We start from the raw sequence: 23,235 nt of genomic DNA on the forward strand, positions 1-23,235 counted from the left end.
TGCAGATTTAATCTTTATGTAGCTATTTAGACATATTATTTAATATATTGCATTTAAATTAAATTGTATGAAAATTCTCTACTTTGCTATTTGTTTCTTTGTTTCTTTTTTAAGTTTTGGACAATGTCCAACCAATAATATAACCTTAAGTTCACAAGCCGATGTTGATGCATTTGCTACTAATTATCCAGGTTGTACAGAATTAGACATTGACCTATCAATTAGTGGAAATGATATTACAGATTTAAGTCCATTGTCTAATATTGAATCCATCCATTCGTTACGAATAGAAAATAATCCACAATTGCAGAATCTCAGTGGTTTAAATTCAATTACTCATATCGACGGTTATAATGAAAATAATTTAAACCCTTTATTTATTGGTAACAATGCGATCTTAACAGACATAAGTTCTTTGATAAATATGAGTAATTCAAATAATATGGAAGGTGTTGTTGTTAGGGATAATCCTCTACTGCAAAGCTTAAATGGTTTGCAAGGATTTAATAATTTTATCTGGCTAGTTGATATAACTAACAATGACTCATTGACGGATTTAGTTGGTTTGAATAATGTCGTACAAACTGATGATTTTGTGATACTGAATAATGAGAATTTAATTAATTTAAATGGATTAAATTCATATAGTTTTGGAGATATAGAGATTGAAAATAATGCCTCTTTGCAAAATTTAGTTGGTTTAACAAGTGCTTTTGAAGGTTTAATTGTATTAATAGAAAACCCAAGCATTCAAAGCTTGCAAGGCCTAGAACAGGCCAGTTCAATATATGGAATCTATTTAGATGGTAATGATGCCCTGTTCGATATTTCAGCGATAAACGCTTTTACACCAGAAAATGGTATCTATTTTGATTTCGTTATTAAAAACAACTCAAATTTATCAGTATGTAACGTTGAGGCTGTTTGTTCGGCATTTGCATTGTGCAATGAAAATGGTGAAGGTTGTGAGCTAGTTGTTATTGAAAATAATAATGCAGATTGTGAAAGTAAAGCGGAAGTCGCTTTAAACTGCGGATTGGTGCCTAGTAATGATGATTGTAGCACTGCTATTGAAGTTAATTTAAATGAAACTCTGCAAGCATATAATGATTTTGCAACACAATCTTCTCAGATTCCAAGTTGCAATGATGTAGATAGACTAGACGTCTGGTTTACGTTTTCATCTGAAATTCCTTTGTTTGTTGATATAATGATTGATGATAGTTACTATATGCAAGTTTGGGAAGGTACTTGCGAAAATCTAGTTCAGGTTCCTAATACATGTTTACAAGGCTCATTAGATGAATTTTCGATAGCTGCAGACACAGATTATTTTGTCCAAGTTTGGTCAGATGATAGCACATCAAGAATGAGTTCAGGATTATTTGATTTTCTTGTACAAGATGCTACTTTATCTCTTGATGATGATTTTAAAACTAGTTTTATTATGTTTCCTAATCCAGTAGAAGATGTTTTAGAATTCAAATCAAACAAGATTGTTGATTCAATAGAAGTTTATAATGTTTTAGGACAAAACGTTTTAGGTAGTTCTCCCAATGGTCATAACGGTCAATTGGATTTATCAAGCTTAAATTCAGGAGTTTATTTTATTAAAGTAGAGCAGTTAAATGTGGTTAACACATTCAGAATAATCAAAGAGTAGATTTTTTCATTATCTTTAAAATAAAAAGCAATGAAACAGTTATATCTCATCCTTTTACTCGTTTTTGTGATGTCTTGTGCACCCATACGAGTTGACTATGATTATGAAAAGACCACCAACTTTGACACCTATAAAACTTATAATTATTACGCAGATATTAAATCTGGGCTAAGTGATTTAGATACTAAACGCTTATTTAAAGCGCTTGATACCGCTATGCAAAGTAGAGGTTACACCTTATCTGAAACACCAGATTTTTTTATCGATATCAAGAGTGCCGAATTTCAACAACAGCGTCAAAATAATGTTGGAGTAGGTGTTGGTGGTACAGGCCGTAATATTGGCGGTGGTATTTCAATAGGATTACCGATTGGTCAATCTAAACTAGGTAGAGAAATTGTATTTGAGTTTGTTGATGAAGATGGTATTGGATTGTTTTGGCAAGCCGTTTCAGAGTCAAACTATAAACCTAACGCAACACCAGAAAAACGTGAAGCGCAATTTGTGGCCATTGTTACTAAAGTCCTTGAAGGCTTTCCTCCCGAGACAAAATAAACGTCATCCACGTTAAGTTGCTGTTAATGAGTTGTTTTTTTAGTTTGATATGTTTTATTTTTAACTGTAATCTAAAACAACAACCATGAAACAGTTATCAATAGTATTACTCGCTTTATTTACATCAGTGTGCTTTTCTCAGAATACCATAGAAGCACCTAAAGGCTATTCGGATGATATCGGACAAATGATATCTATGTTAGATAATTTGAAACAACGTGTGGAGCGTAATGTTAAGAATTTAGATCAAAAAGGCACTGACTTTTTATTAGATGACCAAGCCAATAGTGCAGGTGCTATTATCTATCATCTTGCGGCTACAGAAGCTTATTATCAAGCTTATACCTTTGAAGGTAGAGGATTTAATGATGAAGAAGGGAAACGATGGAGTACGGCATTAAATCTTGGTGAAAAAGCTAGAAAAGAATTTACTGGTAAGCCGATATCCTATTATTTAAAAATTTATGATGAGGTAAGAGCTAAGACCAAACAGTTATTAAAAACCAAAGATGATAAATGGTTTAAAGAAATGAATGGAAATATGAGTAACCATTGGGCTTGGTTTCATGTGATGGAACACCAAGCTAATCACATGGGACAATTAGCACTCATCGTTAAACGTATATAAATAAAGGATTAATAAAAAGTGTTTAACAAAATAAACTGTCACATTGAGCGGAGTCGAAAATGTATTAATAGTCTGTACTACAATATTCTCGACTGCGCTCAAAATGACATATAGATTTTAATTTAACAGCGCTTTATACTTGTCTTTATAACCTATTAAAACGGCAATATTTAGAATAAGTAAAACAACTGCTCCAGCACTATTTGCTGGGTCAAGTGTGAGATGGAATAATAAAGCATTTACAGAGACACTCATTAATATTAATGCTAATAATGCTCCAAATTTATTAGTAATCAATGCTAATCCAGCTATGATTTCGACAATGGCAACTAACACCATTGTTTTAGAGTTAGTCAAAGCTCCAAGGTAAGCACCAGCATCTGCACCAACTTCAAAATCTGGAATAAATCCTATAAATTTGTTGAGCCCGAAGACCAAAACGAAAAGGCCGAGTAAAATTCTCAAGACCATAAATACTTTTGAGTTCATAATATGTGATATTAGTTAGTATAAAGTTATGTTATGTTTGACTTTGTCGAAATTCATTGATATTCCTGACATTTTGAGATTCTTTACTTTAATTAAAGTAACAAAAAATTATTTCTTTATTAACCTTTTACTAGAAATTAGAGTATTATTTGAGTAAAAGTTAATTAAATAGATACCAGTACTTAAAGCGCTAATGTCTATTTGGGAATTTTCATTATTTGTGATGCCTAGCGATTTTATTTTTTTTCCATCAATACTAACTATTTCGATATTAATATCTTTTCCTAAAGTATTCTCCATAGCGATATTAACCTTATCGCTTGATGGATTTGGATGGATAGAAATACTATAATTATTAGCTTCAACAGTTTCTATTCCTAAAGTGTTTTCTAATGTCCAAGTTACTGAAGATAGATGAATAGTATCATGATTGTCTATGTTTATTAATGGTGTGACATCTTGAACAATGGCAGTCAAAGTATTTGATCCAGAGACTAAGTCGCTTTGATCTAAAGAAATAGTATCTACATTAGTTTCAATAAGTGTAGAGTTAAGTGTCCATGTGCTTTCGATAGTATTTGGTATTGTTTGTATGATATTGAGTTGAAATTCTAAAGGAAATGTTTGATTACTAATACTTGTTTCTGAAGGCAAGTATGAATCAATAGGCGAGACTAAACTGTGAAACTTCTCAATGGTACCTTCTTTACATACTGAACAAAATTCAGCATACAAAAAACTCATTTTACAATACGTGCTAGGTTTATACCAAACTTCGCAATCTCCACTTGAACAGTAGTGTTGATAGATTCCAATATTGTTAATTCCAATCCAGTTTTTCCATCGTACTAGATTTGGATCTGTTTCTTGAGTCATATTGATATTCTCATTTGCCCACATATCTCCAGGGTAATATTCATCTTCTAAACCAACAAGAACATGACCAGCTTCATGAACAGCTACCTCTGGTCCATCAACATCTGTAGAAGAAACTGAAAATTCAAATCCTGTACCACCATAATGGTCTGTATTAACTATAATTAATACCAAATCATATATAGGGAAATTATTTGCTAATACCGTATTTACCAATGCAGAATTTGGTGTGTAAAGTGCTCTATGAATACCAAAATTATCAAAACTACTTCCAAAATAATTATCTACTTCAGAAATAGGAAGGTTATAATTACTTTCATCTGCTGCAGTACCAGAATGGCTTGCACCACTTTCATTAGATGGGACTTTAATAATATAAGCATTAAAATAATTGCTGTATTCACTGTATGGTGACTGCGTAAAGAAATAATCTGTAATAGTTATAGCATCGGTTTCAAATTTGTCGAACTCACTTTCCTGATAACCATCTCCCAAAATCACAATATTAATTCGCTTATCAATATCGCCGGCATATTTTATATTTTGAACTTCAAAAGTTTGCGCAAAAGTATTAGTATAATACAAACTTGAAAGTATGATAAGTAAAAGATTCCGCATGCTTAATTAATTTGTGTGGTAATGAGTTCTATTGCTTGTACTTTTGTTAACTCACTAATACGTATATGTTTGCATTTTGGAGGTAATTGTAGTCTTATAGAAAATTCTGCGCTATCCAAGAGTATGATTTTCTTTTCATATTCTTTATTTGTGTTTAGATATTCAAAATCTTTTCTTAATGGATTTTTGACAATAATTTGTTCAATCTCATTTAAATCCTTGTCCAATAAAACGCATTCTAAATCGCCTATAGCCTTTTTGTTTTTACTGAAATCATTACCCTTTAGTTTCCCATCTACAACAATTTTATTGATAAGGGAAACCATTTTTTTAATGTGATTATTTTTTTTAATACTGTAATTTAAAAAAATAATTTTTGGTGGCAATAAAGTGGTGTTTTCTTCAACTGCAATTTGCTTTTTAGGAGCACAAGAGCATATCAGAAACAATACGACTATAATAATTGTTTTTTTCAAATTAAAAACTAAAATTAATTAACTATTGATATCAATATACATTTTTTTACTCAACATTAATTCTAACACCTTCACTATGGCTACTAAATTCAGGTGCATACATACTTTGAATCGTGGTGATGCCATTACTCATGTCTCCAGCATTATTGACTCTTAAGTCATACTCAAAAACGTAAACTCCTTTTGGGAGATAGTCAAAAAAGAAATTAGTGGATGCATCTTTAGTGCTTTCATAATATCCTAATCCATCTTGGTATTTGTATTGTGATAAGACATTAACGGGTTCTAATCCTGCAGCTCTCATATCTTTCATATGAATAAATTCCATAGCTCTATCACTTCGTAGTTCGATACGAACTCTTATTAAATCACCTACATTTAAATCTGTCTCTGGTGTGATTTTAGTAATTTCTTCTCCTGTATCTGTGTTTGTTTTTTTGAAAAGTTTCTTATTCAACTTCAATGGTGTTTCTGCTGAAGTGATTTTATCCAAATCTTCAAAATATTGCCAGTATAAACTTCCCCAAGCAATACCATCGCCTTTCTTGGTTAATGTTACGGTTGCCATTTCTGGTTTAATTTCAGAAGTATTCCAAGCCGTTTTAAAGTAACCGGTACCTGCTTCAACTTTAACTCCTTCTAATTTAGAAGGCTCTATTTGTTGGTTACCAATAACAACATCGACCATTTCAGTAACACTCAACCAATCGCTGCCTTGTAATAATAGTGCGTAAACAGCTTCGGTTGTCGCTTTAGTTGTAGACCAACGATTTGTTTGTTTATTTTTTAACAACCAGATTTTTAAATTATCTATGGTCTCAGTATCATTTTCAATTTCAGAAAAGGCTTCTATTAATAAAGCATGAGTTTCAATTGGTGCTTGATACCAATACCAAGAACTTGTGTTTTCTTTCCAATACATGCCTAACTCTTCAGACGTGATACTGTTTTCTTTTAAAGACTTTAGAATTTTACCAGACGTCGTTTTATCATCCATTCTATCAACCACTAATGCCATGAGGCCTTTGGCATATAACGAACGCTTTAACCAGTATTTCTGAATTTGTGTTTGGTAATAATCTATAATATTTTGCACTTGTTTTGAAGGCTTATTTTCAGGAAAGAAACTCCTCATGTATAAGTAATGCAATTGTATATAACTCAAATGATCTTTAGATAAATCGACATCTGGATTGTATTTTTTAATGTCTTTATATTCTTGTACAAATTGAGCATCTAAATAGGAGATGGCTTTGTTAATCATTGTCATGTCATCTGTATTTGATGTCACATTCAATTGCTTTAAATGTCCAAAGCCAGTAATAATATGTTGTGTGATGTATCGATTTGGTCGTCCGCCATTAAACCAAGACCACGCACCATTACCCATTTGTCCGTTTTTGAGTTTACGCATCGCAGATGATAATTCAGTATTCATTTTATTTAAATCGAATAATAAAGCTATACGTTTTTTCTGCTCCGTTTCACTTTGCGCATCTCGTAACCAAGGTGTTTCTTGTATAAGAATGGACTTTAGTTCTTGGTTCTTTTCTAAATTACTTAGTAAAGCATCAGAGTTTTTCCATTGGTTAAATACCTCCTGAATTCTCGGATTGCTATTCGCTATATGACTTGCTAAAGCATTGGCATAATAACGACTGAAAGTTTGTTCGTAACACTCATATGGATATTCCATTAAATATGGCAAGGCTTGAACTGCATACCAAGCTGGATTTGAAGTCATCTCTAAAGTTAACTTATGATGTTTGAGAGAAGTTGAAGACGTATTTTTCAACTTATCTAGAGTAAAGGTTCTAGTTTCATTACTTTTAATCCACATAGGCAAGGTTTCTGTTACCAACATGCGATTGCTTAACACAGGTAATGCATTTTGTTCACCATCACTAAAGTCACCAGCTTTGGCTATGATTTTATATTGTACAGCATCTACATCAAAAGGTACGTTTAATGTCCAAGAGGCTTGAGTGTTGCCTTTAGCATCAACAGTAAAATCTTTATATTTTAATCCTTGTACAGCATCGTAGTTCATATTCCGTCTGCCTAATAACTGCTCTGTAATATCCTCTCCAGAAATGGCGTCGGTTAGGATTAAAATAGCTTGTCCAGATAGTTGCTTATCTGTTAGGTTGGCAATCTTAGAACTCATTATAATGCGATCTCCTTCTCGTAAAAAACGAGGTACATTAGGTAAGACCATGAGCTCTTTTTGAGTGACAGTTTCTAGAGTGGAAGTGGCACTTTCTAAAGATTTTGTATGTGCCAATAATTGCAATTTCCATTTCGTTAAGGCTTCTGGTGTTGTAAAACTAAAACTCACATGTCCTTCTTTATCCGTATGTAGCTGCGGAAAGAAAAACGCAGTTTCTTGAAGGTTTTTACGGATTTTTACATCATCGAAATTTTGTTTTTCTGGAACACCATAAATATTTAGATTAGTTAATCCAGTGACTACTTCTTTACCAGGAATAACATTGGCTTTATTCATCTTGAAGTAATATTCCGCATCTTCTGATTCTTCAGATGTTAAAAACCTTCCATTTGTTTCAAACTCTATACTATCTCTTTGCATTTTCATTTTTGGGGTTGCATATGCAGCCACAACCACTTCATCTAGCACATCAGAATCTTCGTTAAGTGTTATTGTGTAGTAGTTGTCTTTAGAAATTTTGATATCTAAAGATCGATATCCAATATAATTAATAGACAAGGTTTTACCTTTTTTAACTTCAATAGAAAACTTACCATCAAAATCACTTACAACTCCAGTTTCAGTACCTTTAATTATAATATTAGCTCCAGGAAGTGGCGCTCCTGTATTGTCATTAATGACACCTTCAATAAAACCTTTTTTAATACTTGATTTCTTTTTACTTGTATAGGTTGATGGTACACTTGAGAGTTGTCTTAGGTACTGTTGTCTTCCATAGTAATAATCACTAAAAAAGAGTCCGAAGAAATTCAATTGGTCATAGTACTGTACATCATAACTACCATAAGCATGGCGTAAGTTGTCTACTCTAAATGAATTAATACTAAAACTCTGTCCAGAGTTCATGCGATATCTCGAGTAATATGTTGGTTGCTGAATCGGATTAAAATTCCATTGATGAGGTTTAAACTGGTCTAAAGAGGCATCATACATGCTTGCTAATAGTTCTGCAGTGGCTTTATCGCCTTTCGGACCTTTAATTTTAAAACGCCAAGTTTCATCAATTCCAGGTTGCAGTTTATCTCTAAATGTCATAGTTTCTATCTCCAAATCGGTTTTTGGATAAGGAACAGCAATTGGCATTACACCCTGTTTAAAACTGTTCTCAAAAGCATATGTATAATGTACAACAAAACCTCCTACATCTTCAGAAGTTACAGGAATACGAATCGATTTTTTGTTATCATTTAAGACGATAATCTGTTTGCTAATGATTTTTGATCCTTTTTCAATTTCAAGGGTAACATAAAGTTGTGTTGCAGAAGACGCTAATGTGAGATCAACAGTATCTCCTGATTTATATGTTGTCGAATTTGTGGTTATGCTAAATAAAGCATTGTCGGCTAAGGTCTCATCTTTGTCGCTATATAAAGTGGTTTGAACTTCGTCTTTAACCATTTGCCCAAAGCGATCTTTGCTTTCCAGAACGATGGCATATTTACCAGATTTCCATCGTTTGGTACGACCTAAGTTTAAGGTTTTAGAATCTGCAGTATCAAACGTTTCAGAAAGTACCAATTCTCCTTTCTCCCAAAATTTACTATCGTGTTCATTATCGTAAGCTTCATTTGGAAACAAAGTTTTGAACTCCTCTTTCGATAAGGGTTGATAGTCTGGAGCTGGCCATGGTCGTGATCTTAAAACAGTATTAGGAGCTTTAAGTTTGTACACTTTTATTGTGCCTTTAGCATCAATAGGCTCACCATTTAGATTGCGAGTGTCAATGCTAATTGTGTTGGTTTTAAGATCCTTATTTAGGCTTGGCGCAACTGAAATAGAAGCCGTTAGCGCATGATACCCAACTCTCACAATAGTTGTGGTACTTCGGGTTTCGCCATTAATATCTGTAATGTCTGCAGTCACTTCATAACTAAAGGTAGGTAGAGAAGATTTGTCAACACTCGCATCAGGAATAGCTTTAAATTTGATGTCGAAATTTCCATCGGCATCTGTTGTAGATTCTCCATGAGTAATCTCTTGAGGTTCACTATTAAAGTATGGTCTGTACCAATAGTACCAGCGTGGGTATTGGACTTTACGATGTACACGATATACCACTTTTGCATCTGTAATATTACTTCCAGCATAGGCTAAGGCATGTCCTTTAACCAATACAGTGTCATTGACTTTATAGGTTTCTGAAACAGGCTTAAACTGTGCTTCAAATTTTGGTCGTTTATATTCTTCAACTGAAATTCCTGCATAAGCACTAATTCTGTTTCCGCCTTGAAGTCGGATGGAAAAGTTTCCGGTCAATCCATTATCAGGTAATATAAATTCTCCTGACACTGAACCAAATTCATTTGTGTTTAGCTCTAATTTTTTAACTTCTTCGCCATTGGTATTGTATAAAATGACATCAACTGTTTTATCTGAAAGTACTTCAGATTTATCTTTGTTGGTTGTCATTACTATGCCCTTAAAATAAAGGGGCTGCCCGGGACGATAAATGCTTCTGTCAGTAAACAAAAAAGCTTTATAAATAGGGTAATTTGGATTATTATTTCCGCGATGATAATAACGATTTACATAAAGATTTTCAAATTGAGCTTCATCAGTTGCAGTTTTGATATGAAGTTTAAGGCGTGAGCGATTGTATTTGGCTCTCGGGACTAGAAACTCTCCTATATTATTAGTTGTATAATGTTCGGTTTTAGTACCACCATTATAGTTTTTTATAAAAGATAGAGTAGCCTTAGTGTCTATATAAGGTTTACCATTCTCTCTATTGATAATTTGGTAGGTGACATCACCTTCAAATTCTTTTTGCACAAATGAAATATCTGTTACTTGTATTTCCTTGAAAGCGTAAGTATTGTTGTCGTTTATTACTTGTCCGAAGACAATGTATCGACCATTTTCTAGCTTGGGAATTGCTATTTCTGTCTGGTGTAGTTGATAGTCAGATTCATCTTTTAATTGAGAGATCCAGCTTTTAATAGGCTTCATCTTTGTCAAGATTTCTAAGTGCTTGGCATTTTGATGATGCTGACGTAGGGATTGAAGTTCAGATTCTGAAACAGTTCCAATTTTAAAATTGATATCACCAATATTCTTATATCTTATAAGAGCCAAACTGTTAGAATTAACAGGAAGTACATCTTCAGAGGTAATTTGAAGCGACTGTGCTAGAATTTGAGATTTTAAAATCTCGCATTTTTCTGCACCTTTACTCTTAGGGAAGTTTTGGATTGTAGAATTACAAATAGCAAGTGCCTCTTTTAATTTCCATTGATGTTTGTCGTTAGTCTTTGGGCGATATTGACTGCCTTGTTGGTGATATAATTTGGCAATTTCATAATCGTAAAGTGCTGCAACATCAGATTTTACTTCATTCCAATGTTTGCTTTCAGTTTGCAAAGCATTGAGTAAAAGCGTCTCTTTGTTATCAAAAGTAGCATGCTTATAGACAAAATTTAGACGTTCAATATTCACATCAGCCAAAGCCTTAGGTGATGCATCATTTAGATGAAAATTGATGAGACTTTGATATATTTTTAACGCATGTAATTGCATTGATGTAGAATCTCTAGACTCCAATTGCATAGTAGCAAAAGGCGACGCACTATTAAGAAACTCGAGATTATCAATCTCAAATTTATAAGCAGGCCTCGTAATGCTATTTTCTTCTGTTTTATAAAACTGAAGCGCATTATGCGACAATAAATCGAATAAAGTTGGTCTGTAAACTTGAGAGTCCTGTTGAGTGTTCAATATCGCATCATAATCAATTAAATTACTTTGCTGGAGGATGAGACCGTTGGCCAAAGATGCTTCATAATGCCTGTGAATTTCTTCGAACAGCGTGTTTAAATCCCAAGTTCTGAAATCGTCATCGTCAACCTTTTCACTTGTTTTGGTTCTGTTGTAGAATTTCCATTTATTCTGATTAAAGTATTGCCAATACAACGTAGCCAACATATTTTGTAAAATATTCTTCGTCGGAACTTCAGAGGTCGCAATCGCATCATTAAAATCGTTAATCACATTAAATTGACCCTCATCTTCAAGAATAAGAGCATATTTACTTCTATATAATAAGGATTTAATTTCTTGAGGTGTATTCTGACTGGCTTTGGCTTTTTTTTCAATGGCTTCAACAACTTTTAATGCCGATTTGGGTAAACCTTCATTTTCAAAATCACTCACCTCTTTCCAGAGATTTGTGTAATCTTCTGGAGATTGAGCATTAGAAAAATTAGCGAAGCAGAATATCATTATTAGACTTATAATTGGTTTCATAAATTATTTTTTTTTGGAAATTTAATCCCTTAACCAAATTTTAAAAACAGCAAATTAGTGATCTCTTAGTTTGGTTTAGGGAAGTTAACAATTTTAACTGTAAACCTCCTATCTTTACAACTTGAAAATCAAAAACAATACCATTTCTTATCATAAAAACTTTTGGTATTCTTTTTGAGTATATGTCGATATGAAATACCTTATATTTTTTCTGTTAATTCCTGTGTTTTCAGTAGCTCAATCTTCATTAGTTGAAGCTGAACAACTTCTTAATGATAAACAATTTTCAAAAGCAGAAAAATTGCTTTTAGATTATGTGAAGACACATCAAGATGATGTTAAGGGTATTGAGCTTTTAGGTGATGCTTATGGTCATCAAAAGAAATGGGATGACGCTATTGTACATTATGAAAAGTTAACCAAATTGCATCCTAAAAATGCAAATTTTCATTATAAACATGGAGGTGCTTTGGGAATGAAAGCGCTAAGTGTTAGTAAGCTAAAAGCTCTTGGGATTATAGGCGACGTGAAAGAGGCGTTTCTTACTGCTGCTGAATTAGATCCAAAGCATATAGATACGCGTTGGGCACTAGTAGAACTTTATATGCAACTGCCAGGAATTATTGGCGGTAGTAAAAGTAAGTCTTTTAAATACGCCAATGAATTAGAGGCTTTGTCTAAGGTTGATGGTTATTTGGCTAAGGGTTATATTTATGAATATGATGATGAACCTGAGGCTGCCGAAAAGTATTATAAGCTTGCTATAAATGAAGGAGGTTCATTAACGTGTTTTGATAAGTTGACTAGTTTATATGAAAAGGAGAATCAACCAGGAAAAGCTATTTCAAACTTAGAAGCTTCTGGTAAAAAGCACCAACGTAATGCGATGCATTATCAAATTGGAAAAGTTTGTGCCGAATATAATGTGCAATTAGATAAAGGTGAACGTTGTTTAATGATTTATATTGATAATTATTCGGCCAAAGACGGCGTTCCTAGAGCTTGGGCCTACTATCGAATGGCGCAAATTCAAAAACACAAAAAGAACAAAGATGCGGCATTGAAATGGGTGAATAAAGCCATCTCTAGTTTGCCCAAAATTAAAGTCTTTAAAGACGAGAAAAAGACTATAGAAAAGCTCTGATTATCATTCTGAGCGCAGTCGAAGAATCTTAATCTTTATTTGATTTTTTTTGTTGATTCTATGTTTCTAAATTAAAGTAGAACTGACTATATTTGAAAGTCTACAAAATTCAACACATGAACGTACATTTCATAGCTATAGGTGGAAGTGCAATGCACAATCTGGCTTTAGCATTACACAATAAAGGTTATCAGGTCACAGGTAGTGATGATACCATTTTTGAGCCTTCTAAATCTCGATTAAACGCTAAAGGATTATTACCAAAAACTTTCGGTTGGTTTCCTGAAAAAATCACTTCAAACTTGGATGCCATTGTTTTGGGGATGCATGCAAAAGCTGATAACCCAGAGCTTTTAAAAGCCCAAGAATTAAACTTGAAAATCTACAGTTATCCAGAATTTTTATACGAGCAATCCAAACACAAAACGCGGGTTGTTATAGGAGGAAGTCATGGTAAAACAACAATTACATCTATGATTTTGCATGTGATGCATTATCATGATCGCGATGTAGATTATATGGTTGGCGCACAGTTAGAAGGTTTTGATGTGATGGTAAAGCTTACAGAAAACAACGATTTTATTGTATTAGAAGGAGATGAATATTTGAGTTCTCCAATTGATAGACGACCAAAGTTTCATCTATATAAACCCAACATTGCCTTATTGAGTGGTATAGCCTGGGATCATATTAATGTGTTTCCAACCTATGAGAATTATGTTGAGCAATTTTCCATATTTGTGGATAGCATAGTGCAAGGTGGAAGTATTAATTATAACGAAGAAGATTTAGAAGTTAAGCGTGTGGTAGAAGCTAGTGACAATTCGATTCGAAAGCTGGCTTACAAAACGCCAGAGTATCAGGTTGAAAACGGACAAACATTGCTCGCTACACCAGAAGGGGATTTACCTATTGAAGTCTTCGGAAAACATAACCTCAATAACCTAGCTGGAGCCAAATGGATTTGTCAGCATATGGGGATTGACGAAGATGATTTTTATGAAGCCATTTCCACATTTAAAGGCGCTAGTAAGCGTCTTGAGAAAATTGCCGAAAGTTCAAAAAGTGTAGCCTACAAAGATTTTGCACATTCGCCAAGTAAAGTTGAAGCTACTACTAATGCTGTAAAGGAACAATATAGCAATAGAACATTGGTTGCTTGTTTAGAATTACATACATATAGCAGCTTAAATGCCGAATTTTTAAAGGAGTATAAAGGCGCTCTAGATGCCGCTGATGTAGCTGTAGTATTTTATTCACCACATGCCGTTGAAATTAAAAAGCTAGAAGAAGTCACACACGAGCAAATTGCAAATGCTTTTGAGCGTGAAGATTTAATTATCTATACCAATCCAGATGATTTTAAAGACTTCTTGTTTTCTCAAAATTTTGAGAATAAAGCACTATTGCTTATGAGTTCTGGAAACTACGGAGGTTTGGATTTTGATGAGGTGAAGGGATTGTTTTGATACAGTGCTATAATAAACCTTTACCCTAAACGTTATAAATATAAGTTAACCCAACCAGCACAATTATAAGAAACAATTACGTTTTATTAATCAATTTGTTAAAATCAATTATTATGAAACGTATTCTTATCACACTATGCGTAACTGCACTATGCTTTTCTTGTACTAATAACGATGCTTCTTCTAATCCACCTGAAGCAAATTTTTATGCCCTAACCGTTGGTAATTCTTGGGTTTATAAGAACTATAGATACAACCAAAATTTAGAAATTTATGAAGATACTGGTGTAATTGATTCTGTTAGTATTGTAAGTACTGAAGAAATCAATGGACATCTATATTTTAAATTTAGGCGATTAACAACAGGAAATGAAAATGGGATTAGCTTGTGTAATGCTAATGGAGAGCATTTTGAGCTGTTAAGAGATGATAATGGCAATCTTGTAAGTGATAATGCTACTATAAAATTTACCAATAACGATTTTTCTGAAAGGCTATTAAATGAACAATCTTGGGGAAGTATTATGGAAATTTTAGTAGATGGAGAAACGACATTAATCGTTGAAGCAGGAACCTTTAATTGTATAAACTCAGAACGTTATGCTATTACTTCTAGTGGTGAACAAACTCCAGGTTTAGATCGCTTTTATTATGCTGATGGTATTGGTCTTATTTATGACACATCGTCTTTTGTTTCTCAAAATATACCAACTATCATCAGGCGTCTAGATTCCTATAATATTCAATAATTCTAAAAGACCTTGTCTAAAAACTGCTTTATACTTGCTTGATTGGCTCTTATGAGTTCTTCTCGAGCAAAATTGGTGTCACTAGGTTTTTTGTCTTGGGAAAGTTTAAATTTTCCTTCCCATGATGTGATTGATATTTCAAACATTTTGATATAGTCTAGGTTTCTATCGAGTCTAGGGTTGTCAGGTTCTAATACATACTTATGATCAGGAGCTTCTAAAAATTCAGTCATTGAAATTAATGATTGCTTTAATGCAGTCTTACTTTCTATGGCATTTACAGTCCCTTTTAGATGTACTTTAATGTAATTCCAAGTTGGTAATTGTGTTGTGCCATAAACACTAGGAGAGATATAACATTCGGGTCCAGAAAATAGTACAGTAACGGGATTATTATCTCTTAATAAGTTGGCTTGGGGATTATAAATATCAATATGTCCAATGAGTTTGCCATCATCAAAAATTAAAGGCAAATGAGTAATCAACGGCGAACCATTATCTACCGAAATAACGGTCGCTAGTGGATAAGTTTTTATAACCTCAATTAAGTGCTCTAGGTTGTTATCTTGATGATGTTGTGGAGGGTACTTCAATGGACTCAAGTTTTAATTAAACTCCAAATTGTTTGAAATGATGGTCTAAATGTTTGTATTGCATTTGCCCCCATTGGTCTTTTGTAAAATATCCAAAAGATGGATGTGGGTTCCATTCAGATTTCTCTCTTTGCGAATAGGCTTCATTTATAAGATTAGAAAGAAGGTTTTTTTCAATTGTAAAATCTTTAGCCTCTTCAGTTTTTAAGAATTTTGCTGTTGGTAATCCTTTTCGCCAAGGCTTATCATTATACAATGATTTTTTAAAAAAGAGTTTTACTAACCAGTTTGGTGTCATCCCGTAATCTTCTTTTTCTAGCATGATATTTAATGGACCTTGACAGTGCCAAGCCATCTGACCAATATTCATTTGTCCCCATTTAGCCTCTGCATGGTGATCTAATTGTTCTAATCGACTCACAATTTCATTGTAAGCTTCTGTATTGAATAAAGATTTCATAGTAATATAGTATTTTTTCTATATAATAAATTACATTTATAGAATCAGAAAGTTACAATATATATTTATAAGATGGGAAAAAAATCAGCGTTCTTATCCATTAAAAATTGGTCACATCAAGACCAACCAAGAGAGAAACTCAGAGATAAAGGTGCAGCAGTCTTAAGCCATGCCGAATTAATCGCAATTCTGATTGGTTCAGGAAATAGAAATGAAAGCGCTGTTGATTTGAGTAAGCGTATTTTGGCAAGTGTTGATCATAACCTTAATGCTCTTGGAAAACTATCCTTAAAACAACTAACAGCATTTAAAGGGATAGGTGAGGCTAAAGCAATTGCAATTAGTGCGGCCATGGAATTAGGTCGCAGACGAAGGGGAGAAACTGCACTAAAACTGCAAAAAATTGGTTCAAGTATATCAGTATTTGAACTCATGCAGCCATTAATAGGTGAGTTGCCTCATGAAGAATTCTGGATTATTTATCTCAATAATTCAAATAAAGTTATTCGAAAACTACAATTAAGTAAAGGTAGTATTACAGGAACATTGGTGGATGTGCGATTGGTATTAAAAACCGCTTTAGAACTTGGAGCCGTTAGTTTGATTCTCTCACATAATCATCCATCTGGAACTTTAAAACCAAGTGAAGCCGATAAAAAACTAACACAAAAACTTAAAATTGCATCACAAAGTTTAGATATAAAAGTCTTAGATCACCTAATTATCACAGAAAAAGCATATTTTAGTTTTGCAGATGAAAACCTACTATAAACCTAAGGGATAAGATTGCTATTAGTCTATACACATAAAATCACTCCAAGGCTTAGATATACCTTTAAGCATCTTTGTACCAGAATTCTTGGAATTCCTGTAGCATTTACTACTACCATAGAAGAATTTATTGCTCATGATAGTATAAAAATGTCTTATACAAGACAACCTTTGAGCAATGAGATTTTTATTAGAAATCATGAGTTATTATTTGAACAAGGCTTATCAGATATTGATATTAATGTTCAAGATTGGAAACATACAAAGTGTTTTTTTGCAACAGGAGAGAAGAGTGCTTTGCCTTTCGATATCTTTGCTGCATCCTTTTATTTATTAAGTCGCTACGAAGAGTATTTGCCTCATGTGAAAGATGATTATGGACGGTTTGCTGCCACCGAAAGTTTAGCTTATAAAGCTAATTTTCTCAAACAGCCTGTAGTAGATATTTGGGCTTACGAACTAAAAGCCTTGTTGGAGCAAAAATTTGAAACCTTTTCATTTCCTGTGCGACAATATTCCATACAACCTGTTGTGGATGTTCCCATGGCATACTATTTCAAACAAAAAGGATTAATGCGCACTACTGGAGGTGCACTCAGCGATTTGTTTAGGCTTAAATTAAAGCAATTATACCAACGTTTTGCGGTACTATTTGGATTTAAAAGAGATCCTTATGATACATTTAAATGGATCATAAATAAACAGAAGCGATATAAATTTAAGTTTTTGGTATTTTTCTTAATAGGTGATTATTCTACATATGATAAGAACATTAATGTCAATAAAAAGAAGTTCGTATCCTTAATTAAATCGGTTGCAGATTATTGTAAAGTTGGACTTAAAGCCTCCTATTTTGCCTTAGATGATATGACAATTCTGAAAAAAGAAAAGAAAACGATTGAACACATTACAAATTATGAATTGGAAGCCAGTAGAAATTCGTTCTCAAAAATAAATCTTCCAATGTCTTACAGAAATCTTATCGAATTAGAAGTAAAGCAAGATTTTACAATGGGTTACCTCAAACATATAGGCTTTAGAGCTGGGACATGTACGCCGTTTCTCTTTTATGACCTAGATTATGAAACACAAACACCTTTACTAATTCATTCGTTTCATTGTATAGATTATGCTTTGTTAAAGCATCAATCACAGTTAGATAAACAACAAACATTAGAACGATTAATACATTCGGTTAAGCAAGTTAATGGTACTTTTACAGTAGTTTTTCATAATTATTCCTTCGGAAATGATGATAGATGGAAAGGCTTTAGACAATTATTTACACAAGTATTAGAATCGACACATGAAGGTAAAAGGGATTAAACATATTTTTTTTGATTTGGATCATACATTGTGGGATTTTGATAAAAATTCGGCTTTGGCATTTAGGAAGATTTTTAAGATTCACAATCTCAATGTAGATGCAGCAGATTTTTTGAAGGTATATGAGCCAATTAATTTAAACTATTGGAAATTATATCGAGAAGAGAAAATTGATAAGGAGAGCTTAAGGTATGCGCGTTTAAAAGATACTTTCGATACAATAGGAATAGATGTTTCAGATATTATTATTAATGCTTTGTCTGTAGATTATATCACTCATCTTACAACCTTTAATCATTTATTTGAAGGGACGCTAGAAATTTTAGAGCATTTAAAAAAGGAATATGCCTTGCATATTATTACCAACGGATTTGAAGAGGCTCAGCAAAAAAAGATGGATAATGCCAATATAACACATTACTTTTCTACCATTACAAATTCTGAAGCTGCTGGCGTAAAGAAGCCAAATCCAATAATATTTAATCATGCGCTAAGTAGTGCTGCCGCGACACCAGAGGAGAGTATAATGATTGGAGATAATTATGAAGCAGATATATTAGGAGCTGTGGCAATTGGTATGGATGTAATTTTATTTAATTATCACGACTATAATGCTGGCGATACTGTTAAGCAAGTAAAGCATCTCAATGATCTAAAAAAGTATTTATAACATACTTAATTCAGTTTGAGGTCGTTTTATAAATAAGTTCTATTGTTATGAAAGCACCAAATTGTCTTATTTATACGTTTATATTGTTATCTGCGATGATGTTTACATCCTGTGTAAGCGATACAGATTTTGATCAAGCAGATGATATTCTTCCTACTCCAACTTTTGAATCGAGCTTAATTTTTTCAACCTTAAATGCCAATAATTTTATTGATGATACGCAGCAAGAAGTAGTAGTGTTAGTTGATACCACGCGTTTGGAGTATATCAATTCCGATTTTTTTATCGACCAATTAGCAAAGACGAATTTGACGTTTCAATTTACTAATAGTATTGATCGAAATTTTAATATAGATTTAGAATTTGTAAATGACAATGATGAACAACGATATTTAGCTCAAATCGAAGTGTCTCCAGGACAACCCAATACTCCTATTATGGTGGAATCCAATTTTTTAATAGAACAACCAGAATTAGATGTTTTTGAGGAGGCTACTAAGCTAATTTATAAAATCACTTTGCCACCTAGCAACAATCCAATAACTAATACAACTCAAGGCAGTTTAAAGTTAGAGTCTAAAGCAACATTTTATTTCGAACTTTAAGTAAATGCGATTAACCATCATTTACATAGTGCTCTTATTGGGAATTTTGGCTCATGGTCAAAACAAGGAAATACTGTATGATTTTAATGACATCCCGCAAGCTCTTAATCAAAATCCAGGAACAATAGTTAATTTCGATAAGCATTTCGGTATCCCATTACTATCTCAATTTCATTTTAATGTTGCTAGTTCGGGAGTATCTGCTTATGATATTTTTAAAAATGATGGTGTCGACATAAATACTAAAATCAGCAATGCAATTTTTTCTTTATCTAATCGCGATTATTTTATATTGAATCAACAATTAGAGCTCATAAATGGTGGTTGGAGAAAAGATGAATCCACCTATTTTTCATTTGGCATATATGAAGAAGCCGATATTATTTCTTATTTCCCAAAGGATTTAGCTGTATTAGTTTGGGATGGAAACGCCGATTATATAGGGCGTTCTTTTTCGTTATCAGACGTTAGTTTTAAAGGTGAATTATTATCTGTATTTCATTTCGGAATAAACAAACGAGTCAATAAAAATTTAACAGTAGGAGCAAGAGCAAAATTATACTCTAGTATTGCTAATGTGCAAAGTACTAATAATTCAGGAACCTTTACTACTCGTGAGAGTACAACAGGCGATAATTTTTACCAGCATGAATTTTTGGCATTAGACGGAATTCTTAAAACCTCTGGAGTTTCTTCACTTTTAGGCGATGATAATTCTGATATAAGTCAGGATATCAAAACCTTAAGGAAGCGTATTTTGTTTGGTGGAAATCTTGGATTAGGCGTCGATATTGGTTTTACTTACAAAGTCGAAGATCAGCATATTATTACTGGAAGTTTGCTCGATGTTGGAGCCATATTTCATTCTAAAGACGTAGAGTCTTATCATTTAAATGGTAGCTATACAACTGAAGGTATAGAACTTGTTTTTCCACAAATTATAGATGAGAATGGAACCACACCTTATTGGGAGAATTTAAAAAATGAGTTTGATGAGCATATTAATATAGATACCTTAAAAACGAAGTATGTGACGTGGCGATCATCAAAATTAAATGCATCTTATCGTTATAACTTCGGAAAAGGCAATGGGGAAGATTGTGATTGTTATGCAGGAAGCAAACCGTATCTGAATGGAGTAGGAGTGCAAGTGTTTTCAGTTTTTCGACCAAGAGGACCTCAATTTGCTGTAACAGGATTTTATTACCGACGCTTGTTTGATTTTTTAAAACTCAAAGCTACTTATACCGTAGATGATTTCTCATTTCATAATATTGGATTAGGAGCTTCAATGCACTTTGGAAATTTCAATATGTATCTCATGGGAAATAATTTGTCTGAATTACAAAATATTTCTAAAGCACAAAGCGTATCTTTACAATTCGGAATGAACTTAATTTTTGATTCAGATGACTAAATTACGATACCTTTTAATATTTTTTCTTGTTGCTCAAACCTTTATTAATGCGCAAACATCAATTAACGATTATAAATATATTATCATACCTAAGCAATTCGAATTTCAGAAATCTGAAGATCAATATCAATTAAATTCCCTGACTAAATTTTTGTTTAATAAGTATGGTTATACTGCCTTTTTTGAAGATGAAAGTGTGCCAAGTGATTTTAACCAGAATCGTTGTTTAGGTTTAAAATCTGATGTCAAAAAAGTAAAGGGTTCTTTTCTAAAAACAAAAATTCAAATTGATCTAAAAGACTGTAAAGGCAACGTTGTAATGAGTTCTCAAATAGGAAGTACAAAAGAGAAAGATTACACTAAAGCTTATAATATAGCTATTCGAGAAGCTTTTCAAACCTTTCAATTTTTTGATTATAAATATGTGCCAAATGATGCTATTATAAATGAGTCTCCTGCTTCTGAAGCTATGGCTATTTCCGAAGAGAAAGAACGTAAAGCGCAACAGGAGATTGAACGTTTAAAGAAAGAGGTAGAGGCACTAAAAGATAAACCTAAGCTTGAAGATGTTGCAAAACAACCTAAACAAGTTGAAGTGATTGAAGAGCCTAAGAAAATAATTAAAGTTGAAAAAAATAAAGTAAAAGAGGCTGTTGAATCTCTAGAGGGTACTCTTGAAGCTGTAGAAACCATCAAAAACGATATGCTCTACGCTCAACCTATAAAAGTTGGATTCCAAGTTGTAGATACAGAACCTAAAAGAGTAATGATTTTATTGCACACAGGTGTTACTGATACATACATAGTACAGGGGAAGGATGCCATCGTTTATAAAAAAGACAGTCATTGGATGTATGCTGAAAATAGTGGTGAAAGTCTTATAGTTAAAGGTATTAATTTGAAATTCTAATACCCATATTTATCTTTCCAGCGGGCTTTTAAAAACTCTCTTTGTGCATGCTCTCTTGAATTGTTGCCTGGCGTATATAGTGTTGTGTTTTTTATTTCATCAGGTAAAAATTCATGAGCAACAAAATTATTGTCATAGCTATGCGCATATTGATAGTTGTCACCATATCCTAATTCTTTCATCAGTTTAGTTGGTGCATTTCTAATAGAGAGTGGTACCGATAAGTCTCCTGTTTCTTTTACTAATTGTTGAGCTTTTCCTATGGCTTCATAAGCAGCATTGCTCTTAGGAGATGTTGCTAAATATGTAGCACATTGACTTAAAATAATTCGTGATTCTGGGTATCCTATAACAGATACAGCCTGGAAAGCATTGTTTGCTATGACAAGTGCTGTTGGATTTGCATTGCCTATGTCTTCGCTCGCTAAAATTAGTAAACGACGTGCGATGAACTTAACATCCTCACCACCTTCAATCATTCTTGCTAACCAATATACAGCGGCGTTTGGATCGCTACCTCTAATAGATTTAATAAATGCAGAAATGATATCATAATGTTGTTCACCTGTTTTGTCGTAGCGAACAGTATTATTTTGCACTCGTTTAGTAACAATATCATTGGTGATAACTATTTTTTTGTTGTCATCAAAAGAGGTTACAATAAGCTCAAAAATATTTAGCAGCTTTCGAGCATCACCACCAGATAATCGAATTAATGCTTCTGTTTCTTTAAGCTTAATATCACGTTTAGATAATTGATTGTCTTCTTTAATGGCACGTTTGAGTAATGCTTCTAAATCAGCTTTTTCAAACGAATTTAAAATATACACTTGGCAACGAGAAAGAAGGGCAGGAATGACTTCAAAACTTGGGTTTTCGGTAGTGGCGCCAATTAATGTAACCCAACCTTTCTCTACAGCTTGCAATAACGAATCTTGTTGTGATTTACTAAATCGGTGTATTTCGTCAATAAATAAAATTGGATTTTTAGTTGTAAATAAACCACCACTTTGTTTGGCTTTGTCAATCACCTCTCTAATATCCTTTACACCAGAATTAATAGCACTTAAGGTGTAAAACGGACGTTTAGATTCATTCGCAATGATATTGGCTAATGTTGTTTTCCCTGTTCCTGGAGGACCCCAGAAAATCATAGAAGCAATGACACCTTGCTGTAATTGTTGTGTTAAAACGCCAGTTTTGCCCACTAAATGCGACTGACTTAAATAATCGTCAAGTGCTTGTGGTCGTAATCGTTCTGCTAATGGTTCGTTCATATGGTAAATTTACAAAAAACGAATGTGACAATATTTCATAGTTTTGATAAATGGAGAGCATTTTGCT

The 23,235-nt window shown here is 33.1% G+C and carries 19 protein-coding genes; 12 read left to right on the top strand and 7 right to left on the bottom strand.

Annotation, left to right across the window (positions count from 1 at the left end):
* Nucleotides 1-67 precede the first annotated feature (67 nt).
* The 3 genes from ACTU6T_RS10895 (at nt 68) to ACTU6T_RS10905 (ending at nt 2,846) form a co-directional block, all read left to right on the top strand.
* A complete protein-coding gene (locus tag ACTU6T_RS10895) occupies nt 68-1,663 on the top strand; it encodes a T9SS type A sorting domain-containing protein (RefSeq protein WP_460218239.1) in 1,596 nt (531 codons plus the stop codon).
* Between the two features lie 30 nt (nt 1,664-1,693).
* Nucleotides 1,694-2,218: a DUF4136 domain-containing protein gene (locus ACTU6T_RS10900; RefSeq protein ID WP_460218240.1), complete on the top strand. Its 525-nt coding sequence runs from the start codon at nt 1,694-1,696 to the stop codon at nt 2,216-2,218.
* An 85-nt stretch (nt 2,219-2,303) separates the two neighbouring features.
* Nucleotides 2,304-2,846: a mycothiol transferase gene (locus ACTU6T_RS10905; protein WP_460218241.1), complete on the top strand. Its 543-nt coding sequence runs from the start codon at nt 2,304-2,306 to the stop codon at nt 2,844-2,846.
* A 117-nt stretch (nt 2,847-2,963) separates the two neighbouring features.
* Here the strand turns inward: ACTU6T_RS10905 and ACTU6T_RS10910 are convergent, their stop codons facing one another.
* The 4 genes from ACTU6T_RS10910 to ACTU6T_RS10925 all read right to left on the bottom strand — a co-directional run bounded on the left by ACTU6T_RS10910 (nt 2,964) and on the right by ACTU6T_RS10925 (nt 11,777).
* Nucleotides 2,964-3,335: a DoxX family membrane protein gene (locus ACTU6T_RS10910; RefSeq protein ID WP_460218242.1), complete on the bottom strand. Its 372-nt coding sequence runs from the start codon at nt 3,333-3,335 to the stop codon at nt 2,964-2,966.
* 108 nt (nt 3,336-3,443) lie between these two features.
* Entirely contained in the window at nt 3,444-4,829 is a 1,386-nt protein-coding gene (locus ACTU6T_RS10915) for a T9SS type A sorting domain-containing protein (protein ID WP_460218243.1), read from the bottom strand.
* A gap of 2 nt (nt 4,830-4,831) precedes the next feature.
* Nucleotides 4,832-5,305 carry a hypothetical protein gene (locus ACTU6T_RS10920; protein ID WP_460218244.1) on the bottom strand — a complete coding sequence of 158 codons (474 nt, stop codon included), beginning with the start codon at nt 5,303-5,305 and terminating at the stop codon, nt 4,832-4,834.
* Nucleotides 5,306-5,351: 46 nt separating this feature from the next.
* Nucleotides 5,352-11,777, bottom strand: coding sequence for an alpha-2-macroglobulin family protein (locus ACTU6T_RS10925; protein WP_460218245.1), 6,426 nt, complete (start codon nt 11,775-11,777; stop codon nt 5,352-5,354).
* Between the two features lie 190 nt (nt 11,778-11,967).
* Between ACTU6T_RS10925 and ACTU6T_RS10930 the strand changes: the two genes are divergently transcribed.
* The 3 genes from ACTU6T_RS10930 to ACTU6T_RS10940 all read left to right on the top strand — a co-directional run bounded on the left by ACTU6T_RS10930 (nt 11,968) and on the right by ACTU6T_RS10940 (nt 15,139).
* On the top strand, nt 11,968-12,921 hold the full coding sequence (locus tag ACTU6T_RS10930; protein ID WP_460218246.1) for a tetratricopeptide repeat protein: 954 nt from the start codon (nt 11,968-11,970) through the stop codon (nt 12,919-12,921).
* Nucleotides 12,922-13,037: 116 nt separating this feature from the next.
* Entirely contained in the window at nt 13,038-14,390 is a 1,353-nt protein-coding gene (locus ACTU6T_RS10935; protein WP_460218247.1) for a UDP-N-acetylmuramate--L-alanine ligase, read from the top strand.
* 113 nt (nt 14,391-14,503) lie between these two features.
* Entirely contained in the window at nt 14,504-15,139 is a 636-nt protein-coding gene (locus ACTU6T_RS10940; protein ID WP_460218248.1) for a hypothetical protein, read from the top strand.
* A gap of 2 nt (nt 15,140-15,141) precedes the next feature.
* Here ACTU6T_RS10940 and ACTU6T_RS10945 read toward each other — a convergent pair whose 3' ends face one another.
* Both ACTU6T_RS10945 and ACTU6T_RS10950 read right to left on the bottom strand, forming a co-directional pair.
* A complete protein-coding gene (locus ACTU6T_RS10945; protein ID WP_460218249.1) occupies nt 15,142-15,732 on the bottom strand; it encodes an FMN-binding negative transcriptional regulator in 591 nt (196 codons plus the stop codon).
* Nucleotides 15,733-15,748: 16 nt separating this feature from the next.
* Nucleotides 15,749-16,192 carry a DUF1569 domain-containing protein gene (locus ACTU6T_RS10950; protein ID WP_460218250.1) on the bottom strand — a complete coding sequence of 148 codons (444 nt, stop codon included), beginning with the start codon at nt 16,190-16,192 and terminating at the stop codon, nt 15,749-15,751.
* Between the two features lie 72 nt (nt 16,193-16,264).
* Between ACTU6T_RS10950 and radC the strand changes: the two genes are divergently transcribed.
* The 6 genes from radC to ACTU6T_RS10980 are packed head-to-tail and all read left to right on the top strand — an operon-like array spanning nt 16,265 to nt 21,891.
* On the top strand, nt 16,265-16,963 hold the full coding sequence (gene radC / locus ACTU6T_RS10955; protein WP_460218251.1) for a RadC family protein: 699 nt from the start codon (nt 16,265-16,267) through the stop codon (nt 16,961-16,963).
* 15 nt (nt 16,964-16,978) lie between these two features.
* Entirely contained in the window at nt 16,979-18,289 is a 1,311-nt protein-coding gene (locus tag ACTU6T_RS10960; protein WP_460218252.1) for a polysaccharide deacetylase family protein, read from the top strand.
* Entirely contained in the window at nt 18,270-18,959 is a 690-nt protein-coding gene (locus ACTU6T_RS10965) for a YjjG family noncanonical pyrimidine nucleotidase (protein ID WP_460218253.1), read from the top strand. Before ACTU6T_RS10960 ends, ACTU6T_RS10965 begins: the two co-directional genes overlap by 20 nt.
* A 47-nt stretch (nt 18,960-19,006) precedes the next feature.
* Nucleotides 19,007-19,564, top strand: coding sequence for a hypothetical protein (locus ACTU6T_RS10970; RefSeq protein WP_460218254.1), 558 nt, complete (start codon nt 19,007-19,009; stop codon nt 19,562-19,564).
* A 4-nt stretch (nt 19,565-19,568) separates the two neighbouring features.
* The gene (locus ACTU6T_RS10975; protein ID WP_460218255.1) at nt 19,569-20,981 is read left to right on the top strand and encodes a DUF5723 family protein; all 1,413 of its coding nucleotides are present in this window, start codon (nt 19,569-19,571) and stop codon (nt 20,979-20,981) included.
* Entirely contained in the window at nt 20,974-21,891 is a 918-nt protein-coding gene (locus ACTU6T_RS10980; RefSeq protein WP_460218256.1) for a hypothetical protein, read from the top strand. The genes ACTU6T_RS10975 and ACTU6T_RS10980 overlap by 8 nt, the downstream gene beginning before the upstream one ends.
* On the opposite strand, the gene ACTU6T_RS10985 is transcribed toward ACTU6T_RS10980, so the two are convergent.
* Nucleotides 21,888-23,168: a replication-associated recombination protein A gene (locus tag ACTU6T_RS10985; protein WP_460218257.1), complete on the bottom strand. Its 1,281-nt coding sequence runs from the start codon at nt 23,166-23,168 to the stop codon at nt 21,888-21,890. The two genes, ACTU6T_RS10980 and ACTU6T_RS10985, sit on opposite strands and share 4 nt — an antisense overlap.
* Nucleotides 23,169-23,235 lie beyond the last annotated feature (67 nt).

Source organism: Psychroserpens citreus (assembly GCF_055686305.1).